Here is a 9,383-nt window from a genome sequence, read left to right as displayed (position 1 = left end):
AAGCTAGTAAGATCCCTGAAAGATGATCAGGTTGATAGGTTCGAGGTGGAAGCATGGTGACATGTGGAGCTGACGAATACTAATAGATCGAGGACTTAACCATATAATATGAAGCAATGTTATCTAGTTTTGAAGGAATATGCCTTCAATAGTTTGGTGATGATGGCAGAGAGGTCACACCCGTTCCCATACCGAACACGGAAGTTAAGCTCTCTAGCGCCGATGGTAGTTGGGACCTTGTCCCTGTGAGAGTAGGACGTCGCCAAGCAAAAACCTAAGTCGTTTCGACTTAGGTTTTTTTGTGTTTATTTATATATATCAAATGACATAATCCGTAAATTTAGTAATCTTAATGAGAGAAAAGAATGAAAATGAGGCTATTGAGGGTAACTGTTATTTCTTACTACAAGTATATATTTTACATAATGAGAGTAAGAAAAGCGGGATGATATAAGAATGAAAATAAGTATTCAATCATTACAGTAATGAATGCGATACAAAGGAATAGAAACGATATGCTTTATTCCGCATTAACGGGCAGTAAGACCCCCACCTCAAATTTCAGCGGAAGCAAAGAAGCTAGGTGGGGGTCTTACTGCCCGTAAAAGCCCGATTGGTGAGGGTTGATTAAAGTTTCACTTTATATAAAAGCATACAGAATTAATATACAAACCGTTTTGTGTATGGTAGATCTCTAGAAATATATATTCTAATTGCTTATCCTTCTTGTATATAGTTACAATTATTCTTTTGAATATAACTAAAACACGAACGTTATTGGTTAGTAATAAAAAAACATTCGATTATTTGTTGACATTGTTTATAAAATATTGTTAATATAGCCATAGAAAGAATAATATATAAGACCTCATATAATCGCGGGGATATGGCCTGCAAGTCTCTACCTAACGACCGTTATTCGTTAGACTATGAGGGAAAGTCACTCGGTATTTTTCTATTCACAAGGGATACGTATGCCTGAGTAGAGCGCTTTCTCTCATAGTAAAAGAGAAAATGTTCTATTTCAGGCTTTTTTTATTTGAATCGGGGGGATTCTAATATGAAATCACTAGTTGGAGTCATAATGGGAAGCACGTCAGACTGGGAAACAATGAAATATGCTTGTGACATTTTAGATGAATTAAATATACCGTATGAGAAAAAAGTTGTATCCGCTCATCGGACTCCGGATTATATGTTTGAATATGCAGAGACGGCTCGTGAACGTGGATTGAAAGTTATTATTGCTGGAGCTGGTGGAGCAGCGCATTTACCAGGAATGGTTGCAGCGAAGACGAATCTTCCTGTCATCGGAGTGCCAGTTCAATCAAAAGCGTTAAACGGCTTAGATTCATTATTATCCATCGTCCAAATGCCAGGAGGGGTTCCAGTTGCAACTGTTGCAATTGGTAAGGCTGGTTCAACAAATGCTGGTTTACTTGCTGCACAAATACTTGGATCATTCCATGATGACATATATGATGCATTAGAATTGAGAAGAGAAGCAATTGAAAAAGATGTGCGCGAAGGTAGTGAGCTAGTATGACGAGAATCATTTTACCTGGAAAAACAATCGGTATTATTGGAGGCGGCCAGCTAGGAAGAATGATGGCATTGGCAGCTAAGGAGATGGGATATAAAATTGCTGTTTTAGATCCTACAAAAAACTCACCATGTGCACAAGTTGCTGATATTGAAATTGTTGCATCATATGACGATTTAAAAGCAATTCAGCATTTAGCGGAGATCAGTGATGTTGTCACATATGAATTTGAGAATATTGATTATAGATGTTTACAATGGCTTGAAAAACATGCTTACTTACCGCAAGGCAGTCAGTTGTTAAGTAAAACACAAAATCGTTTTACAGAAAAGAATGCGATTGAGAAAGCAGGATTACCAGTAGCAACGTATAGATTAGTTCAAAATCAAGATCAGCTTACTGAAGCAATCGCTGAATTATCATATCCTTCCGTCTTAAAAACGACGACAGGCGGATATGATGGGAAAGGGCAAGTTGTTTTAAGAAGTGAGGATGACGTTGATACAGCGCGAGAGCTTGCGAATGCAGCAGAGTGTATTTTAGAGAAATGGGTGCCTTTTGAAAAAGAAGTATCAGTTATTGTCATTCGTAGTGTAAGTGGTGAAACGAAAGTATTTCCGGTAGCGGAAAATATTCATGTAAATAACATTTTGCATGAATCCATCGTTCCGGCTCGCATTACAGAAGAACTTTCTCAAAAAGCTATTGCTTATGCAAAAGTGCTTGCGGATGAACTAGAACTTGTGGGAACACTAGCGGTAGAGATGTTTGTTACAGCTGATGGTAAGATTTACATTAATGAATTAGCACCAAGACCTCACAATTCAGGACACTATACACAGGATGCATGTGAAACGAGTCAATTCGGTCAACATATTCGAGCAATCTGTAATTTACCTCTTGGAGAAACAAATTTGTTAAAACCAGTTGTCATGGTAAACATTTTAGGCGAACATATAGAAGGGGTCCTAAGACAAGTGAATAGATTAACCGGGTGCTATTTACACTTGTATGGAAAAGAAGAAGCAAAAGCGCAGCGAAAAATGGGGCATGTTAATATTTTAAATGATAATATTGAAGTCGCTCTAGAAAAAGCGAAGAGTTTGCATATTTGGGACCATCAAGAACAACTGTTGGAGGGAAAAAGATGATTAGTCGTTATACACGCCCAGAAATGGGTGCAATTTGGACGGAAGAGAACAAATTTAAAGCGTGGTTAGAAGTTGAGATTTTAGCTTGTGAAGCATGGGCTGAGCTGGGCGATATTCCGAAAGAAGATGTTAAGAAAATTCGTGAGCATGCATCATTTGATATTGATCGTATTTATGAAATTGAAAAAGAGACACGTCATGACGTAGTTGCATTCACTCGTGCTGTATCAGAAACACCAGCATTAGGCGAGGAACGTAAATGGATTCATTACGGTTTAACATCTACAGACGTAGTAGATACAGCGTTATCTTACATCTTAAAACAAGCGAATGAAATCATATTAAAAGACTTAGAAAACTTCGTAAGTATTTTAGCTAATAAAGCAAAAGAGCATAAATACACGATCATGATGGGAAGAACACACGGTGTTCATGCAGAACCAACAACATTCGGTTTAAAACTTGGTCTTTGGTATGAAGAAATGAAACGTAACGTAGAGCGTTTCAAACAAGCTGCTAATACAGTTCGTGTTGGTAAATTATCTGGTGCGGTTGGTACATATGCAAATATCGATCCATTCGTAGAAAAGTATGTTTGTGAAAACTTAGGATTAGAAGCAGCACCAATTTCAACACAAACATTGCAACGTGATCGCCATGCTCATTACATGTCAACACTTGCATTAATCGCAACATCTATTGAAAAGATGGCAGTTGAGATTCGTGGTTTACAAAAGAGTGAAACACGTGAAGTTGAAGAAGCTTTCGCAAAAGGTCAAAAAGGTTCTTCTGCAATGCCGCATAAGCGTAATCCAATTGGATCTGAAAATATGACTGGTTTAGCTCGTGTTATCCGCGGTTATATGATGACAGCTTATGAGAATGTTCCATTATGGCATGAGCGTGATATTTCTCATTCTTCAGCAGAACGCGTAATTTTACCAGATGCTACAATCGCGTTAAATTACATGCTAAATCGCTTTGGTAATATCGTTAAAAACTTAACTGTATACCCAGAGAATATGAAACGCAATATGACAAGAACATACGGCTTAATTTATTCTCAGCGCGTAATGCTTACATTAATCGATAAAGGTATGGTGCGTGAAGAAGCTTACGATATCGTACAACCTAAAGCGATGGAAGCTTGGGAAACACAAGTACAATTTAAAGAGCTTGTAGAAGCTGATGAGCGTATTACGAGCAAGTTAACACAAGAAGAAATTAATGAATGCTTCAACTATGAGCATCATATGCAACACGTTGATACAATCTTTGAACGCCTAGGATTAAACGAAGCGTAAAATTTCATATGGCACAGAATAGAGTCATTCTGTGCCATTCTTTATAAAAACATTATTCACATTTTTCAAACTACAGGGGGCTTGCGAAATGCAAAAGCTAGAATTGCTGTATGAAGGTAAGGCAAAAAGAATTTATCGTACAGAATCAGCAGATATGGTTTGGGTAGAGTACAAAGATAGTGCGACTGCTTTCAATGGGGAGAAAAAAGAGACGATTACAGGAAAAGGTCGTTTGAACAATGAGATTACAACTTTATTGTTCAGAAAGTTACAAGAAGTAGGAATTAAAACACACTTTGTTGAGAAGCTATCTGAAACAGAACAACTTGTTAAAAAAGTGAGTATTATTCCTTTAGAAGTTGTCACAAGAAATGTAATTGCAGGAAGTCTTTCAAAACGATTAGGAATGGAAGAGGGAACTGTACTTGCAGAACCAATCGTAGAATTTTACTTCAAAGATGATGATTTAGGAGATCCGCTTGTAACGGAAGATCATATTCGTGTATTAAACGTTGCATCGCCAGAGCAAGTAAGCGTATTACGAGATATGGCTCTACAAATCAATCAAGTGTTGATTGATCATTTCGCAAGCTGTCGTGTAAGATTAGTAGATTTCAAATTAGAGTTTGGTGTAACGGATGAAGGAGAAATCATTTTAGCAGATGAAATTTCACCAGATACTTGCCGTTTATGGGATGAAACGAGCAATGAGAAGTTTGATAAAGACGTATTCCGTCGTGATCTTGGAAATTTAACAGATGCTTATGAAGAGATTTTAAAACGTTTAGGGGGAATTTCACATGTATAAAGTTAAGGTATATGTAACATTAAGAGAAAGCGTATTAGATCCACAAGGAACAGCAGTAAAAGGAGCACTTCATAGCCTTTCATTCACAGAAGTACAAGATGTTCGAATTGGAAAGTACATGGAACTAACAATTGATAAATCGGTAACTGACTTAGATAGTAAGGTAAAGGAAATGTGTGAAAAACTATTAGCAAACGTTGTAATGGAAGACTTCCGTTATGAAGTTGAGGAGGTTGTCGCACAGTGAAATTTGCCGTAATAGTATTTCCAGGTTCGAACTGTGATGTCGATATGTTCCATGCAATTAAAGATGAGCTTGGCGAAGAAGTAGATTACGTTTGGCACGATACAGAGAATTTAGATGAATATGATGCAATTCTACTACCAGGTGGTTTCTCTTACGGTGACTACTTACGCTGCGGTGCTATTTCTCGCTTTGCAAATGCAATGAAAGCAGTACAAAAAGCTGCTGAGCAAGGAAAGCCAATTTTAGGTGTATGTAATGGATTCCAGATTCTTGTTGAATCAGGATTATTACCAGGAGCATTAATGAGAAATGAAAACTTAAAATTTATGTGTCGAACAGTTCAGTTACGTGTTGAAAATAATGAAACGATGTTTACATCACAATATGAAAAAGATGAAGTAATCAATATTCCAATTGCACATGGTGAGGGGAATTACTATTGTGATGAAGAGACTCTTAAACAATTAGAAGAGAATAATCAAATCGCATTCCGTTACGTAGAAAACCCGAACGGAAGCGTTTCAGATATTGCTGGTATTGTAAACGAAAAAGGAAATGTACTTGGTATGATGCCACACCCAGAGCGTGCTGTAGATGAATTACTTGGCGGTGCTGAAGGGTTAAAAGTCTTTCAATCTATCTTAAAACAGTGGAGGGAAACATATGTCGTTAATGCTTGAACCAAATCCAACACAAATTAAAGAAGAGCGCATATATGCGGAAATGGGGCTAACAGACGAAGAGTTTGCCATGGTTGAAAAGATTTTAGGCCGTCTGCCAAATTATACAGAAACAGGATTATTCTCTGTTATGTGGTCTGAACATTGTAGTTATAAAAATTCAAAACCAGTACTTCGAAAATTCCCAACAACAGGTGAGCGCGTCTTGCAAGGGCCTGGGGAAGGTGCTGGCATTGTAGACATCGGTGATAATCAAGCGGTTGTATTTAAAATGGAAAGTCATAACCACCCTTCTGCTATTGAGCCATATCAAGGAGCAGCAACAGGTGTTGGCGGTATTATTCGTGACGTATTCTCTATGGGAGCACGTCCAGTAGCTCTATTAAACTCACTTCGATTTGGAGAATTACAATCACCACGTGTGAAATACTTATTCGAAGAAGTAGTAGCAGGAATTGCAGGATACGGTAACTGTATCGGTATTCCAACGGTTGGCGGCGAAGTACAGTTTGATCCATGTTATGAAGGAAATCCACTTGTAAATGCAATGTGCGTAGGCTTAATTAACCACGAGGACATTAAAAAAGGGCAAGCGCACGGTGCTGGAAATACAGTAATGTACGTAGGAGCATCAACTGGTCGTGATGGTATCCACGGTGCAACATTCGCATCTGAAGAGTTATCTGAAAGCTCAGAAGCGAAGCGTCCAGCAGTTCAAGTAGGAGATCCATTTATGGAGAAACTTCTTATCGAAGCTTGCTTAGAACTTATTCAATCGGATGCACTTGTTGGAATTCAAGATATGGGTGCAGCTGGTTTAACATCATCTTCTGCAGAAATGGCAAGTAAAGCAGGCATGGGTATTGAAATGTACTTAGATGATGTACCACAGCGTGAAACAGGAATGACACCATATGAAATGATGCTATCTGAATCACAAGAGCGTATGTTAATTGTTGTGAAAAAAGGTAGAGAACAAGAGATAGTAGATTTATTTGAGAAGTATGGTCTTGCAGCCGTTACGATGGGGAAAGTAACGGAAGACAAAATGCTTCGTTTATTCCATAAAGGTGAAATGGTAGCTGAAGTACCAGCAGATGCTCTTGCAGAAGAAGCACCAATTTACCATAAACCATCACAAGAAGCAGCATATTTTGCTGAGTTCCAAGAAATGAAAATGGAAACGCCGAAAGTAGAAAACTATAAAGAAACGTTATTCGCTCTATTACAACAACCGACGATTGCAAGTAAAGAGTGGGTTTATGATCAATATGATTATCAAGTTCGCACAAGCACAGTTGTTACACCAGGTTCAGATGCAGCAGTTGTACGTGTACGCGGTACAGAAAAAGGATTAGCAATGACGACAGATTGTAACTCTCGCTACATTTATTTAGATCCAGAAGTGGGCGGTAAAATTGCAGTAGCAGAGGCAGCACGTAATATCGTATGTTCTGGCGGGGAGCCACTTGCAATTACAGATTGCTTAAACTTCGGTAACCCAGAAAAACCAGAAATCTTCTGGCAAATTGAGAAATCAGTAGATGGTATGAGTGAAGCTTGTCGCACATTACAAACACCAGTTATTGGCGGAAATGTATCAATGTATAACGAACGTAGTGGTGAAGCGGTATATCCAACACCGACAGTTGGGATGGTCGGACTAGTACATGACTTAAAACATGTAACAACACAAGAGTTTAAGCAAGCTGGCGATTTAGTTTATGTTATCGGAGAGACGAAAGCTGAGTTTGGTGGAAGTGAATTACAGAAAATGCTTCACGGCAAAATTTTCGGTCAATCACCAAGTATCGATCTAGACGTAGAATTAAAACGTCAAAAACAAATATTAGCAGCCATTCAAGCTGGCCTTGTTCAATCTGCACATGACGTTGCTGAAGGTGGTTTAGCAGTTGCAATTTCAGAAAGTGCAATTGGTGCTAACGGCTTAGGTGCTACTGTGAAATTAGACGGGGAAGCAACAGCGGCATTATTTGCGGAATCACAATCCCGCTTCGTAATAACTGTAAAACGTGAAAATAAAGAAGCGTTCGAAAAAGCGGTAGAAGCAATTCAAGTTGGAGAAGTAACAAATACAAATGAAGTAACAATTCATAATGAAGAAAATGAAGTATTACTTACAGCAAATGTAGATGAAATGAGAAAGGCTTGGAAAGGGGCAATCCCATGCTTGCTGAAATAAAGGGGTTAAACGAAGAATGTGGCGTTTTCGGAATTTGGGGGCATGAAAATGCGGCACAAGTTTCATACTACGGATTGCACAGTTTACAGCACCGTGGACAAGAAGGCGCAGGCATTGTCGTAAATAATGGAGAAAAAATCGTCGGTCACAAGGGGTTAGGCTTAATATCAGAAGTGTTTTCAAGAGGAGAGCTAGAAGGATTGAACGGAAAATCAGCAATCGGACACGTACGATACGCGACGGCTGGTGGAAGTGAAGTGGCTAACGTTCAACCATTACTATTCCGTTTTTCTGATCATAGTATGGCATTAGCTCATAACGGGAATTTAATTAATGCCAAAATGCTTCGTCGTGAATTAGAGGCAGAGGGAAGTATTTTTCAAACAAGTTCAGATACAGAAGTACTTTTACATCTTATTAAACGTAGTACGAAAGATTCGTTAATTGAAAGTGTAAAAGAAGCTTTAAATAAAGTGAAAGGTGCGTTTGCATATCTTTTACTAACTGGAAATGAAATGATTGTTGCGCTAGATCCAAATGGATTCCGTCCCCTTTCAATTGGAAAGATGGGAGATGCTTATGTTGTAGCATCAGAAACATGTGCTTTTGATGTAGTAGGTGCAACATACATTCGTGATGTAGAACCGGGTGAATTACTTATCATTAATGATGATGGAATTCACGTAGATCGTTTTACAAATGATGTAGAACATGCAATTTGCAGTATGGAATACATTTACTTCGCACGCCCAGATTCAAATATCGCTGGTGTTAATGTCCATGCAGCACGTAAAAACATGGGGAAACGTCTGGCGGCAGAAGCTCCTATTGAAGCTGATGTTGTTACTGGTGTACCAGACTCTAGCATTTCAGCAGCAATTGGTTATGCGGAGGCGACAGGCATTCCATATGAGTTAGGATTAATTAAAAATCGTTACGTTGGACGTACGTTTATTCAACCTTCTCAGGAACTGCGAGAGCAAGGGGTTAAGATGAAGCTTTCAGCAGTAAGAGGTGTGGTTGAGGGGAAACGAGTTGTTATGATTGATGATTCTATCGTACGAGGAACAACGAGTAAACGAATTGTTCGTATGCTTCGCGAGGCTGGAGCGACAGAAGTTCACGTAAGAATAGCTTCACCACCTTTGAAATATCCATGTTTCTATGGCATTGATATTCAAACGAGAAAAGAATTAATTGCAGCAAATCATACGGTAGAAGAAATTCGTGAAATGATCGGTGCAGACTCATTAACATTTTTAAGTGAAGATGGATTAGTAGATGCAATTGGACGTCCATATGAAGGGAAATACGGTGGCCTTTGTATGGCGTACTTCAATGGAGATTATCCAACAGCTCTTTATGATTATGAGCAAGAGCTTTTAGAAAGTATGAAATAAGAAGAAAAAAGCTTCTACTTCTTTTGATGTAGAAGCTAGCTTCTTTC

The 9,383-nt window shown here is 38.5% G+C and carries 8 protein-coding genes, 2 rRNA genes and 1 riboswitch; all 10 genes read left to right on the top strand.

Annotated elements, in window-relative coordinates; all coding sequences use genetic code 11:
- Positions 1-103, top strand: a 23S ribosomal RNA gene (locus tag PDQ40_RS20130); the annotation flags it as partial.
- Between the two features lie 49 nt (positions 104-152).
- Positions 153-268 (top strand): 5S ribosomal RNA (gene rrf / locus PDQ40_RS20125).
- A 580-nt stretch (positions 269-848) separates the two neighbouring features.
- Positions 849-950: riboswitch (purine riboswitch) on the top strand.
- Between the two features lie 110 nt (positions 951-1,060).
- On the top strand, positions 1,061-1,546 hold the full coding sequence (gene purE / locus PDQ40_RS20120; protein WP_000839371.1) for a 5-(carboxyamino)imidazole ribonucleotide mutase: 486 nt from the start codon (positions 1,061-1,063) through the stop codon (positions 1,544-1,546).
- Positions 1,543-2,694, top strand: coding sequence for a 5-(carboxyamino)imidazole ribonucleotide synthase (purK, locus tag PDQ40_RS20115; protein WP_000196793.1), 1,152 nt, complete (start codon positions 1,543-1,545; stop codon positions 2,692-2,694). The genes purE and purK overlap by 4 nt, the downstream gene beginning before the upstream one ends.
- A complete protein-coding gene (gene purB, locus PDQ40_RS20110) occupies positions 2,691-3,998 on the top strand; it encodes an adenylosuccinate lyase (protein WP_000625677.1) in 1,308 nt (435 codons plus the stop codon). Before purK ends, purB begins: the two co-directional genes overlap by 4 nt.
- 88 nt (positions 3,999-4,086) lie before the next feature.
- Positions 4,087-4,806 (top strand): phosphoribosylaminoimidazolesuccinocarboxamide synthase, encoded by a 720-nt coding sequence (purC, locus tag PDQ40_RS20105; RefSeq protein ID WP_001170542.1) that lies wholly within the window; start codon positions 4,087-4,089, stop codon positions 4,804-4,806.
- Positions 4,799-5,053 (top strand): phosphoribosylformylglycinamidine synthase subunit PurS, encoded by a 255-nt coding sequence (purS, locus tag PDQ40_RS20100; RefSeq protein ID WP_000278826.1) that lies wholly within the window; start codon positions 4,799-4,801, stop codon positions 5,051-5,053. Before purC ends, purS begins: the two co-directional genes overlap by 8 nt.
- The gene (purQ, locus tag PDQ40_RS20095) at positions 5,050-5,733 is read left to right on the top strand and encodes a phosphoribosylformylglycinamidine synthase subunit PurQ (protein WP_000666779.1); all 684 of its coding nucleotides are present in this window, start codon (positions 5,050-5,052) and stop codon (positions 5,731-5,733) included. Before purS ends, purQ begins: the two co-directional genes overlap by 4 nt.
- Positions 5,717-7,936: a phosphoribosylformylglycinamidine synthase II gene (gene purL, locus PDQ40_RS20090; RefSeq protein WP_000055582.1), complete on the top strand. Its 2,220-nt coding sequence runs from the start codon at positions 5,717-5,719 to the stop codon at positions 7,934-7,936. Before purQ ends, purL begins: the two co-directional genes overlap by 17 nt.
- Complete coding sequence (purF, locus tag PDQ40_RS20085; RefSeq protein WP_000879021.1) at positions 7,921-9,336, top strand: amidophosphoribosyltransferase; 1,416 nt, start codon at positions 7,921-7,923, stop codon at positions 9,334-9,336. Before purL ends, purF begins: the two co-directional genes overlap by 16 nt.
- The last annotated feature ends 47 nt before the right edge of the window (positions 9,337-9,383 follow it).

This window comes from Bacillus cereus group sp. Bc061, from assembly GCF_027715825.1.
Lineage (GTDB): Bacteria > Bacillota > Bacilli > Bacillales > Bacillaceae_G > Bacillus_A > Bacillus_A paranthracis.
This window is presented reverse-complemented; position numbering and strand designations above follow the sequence as displayed.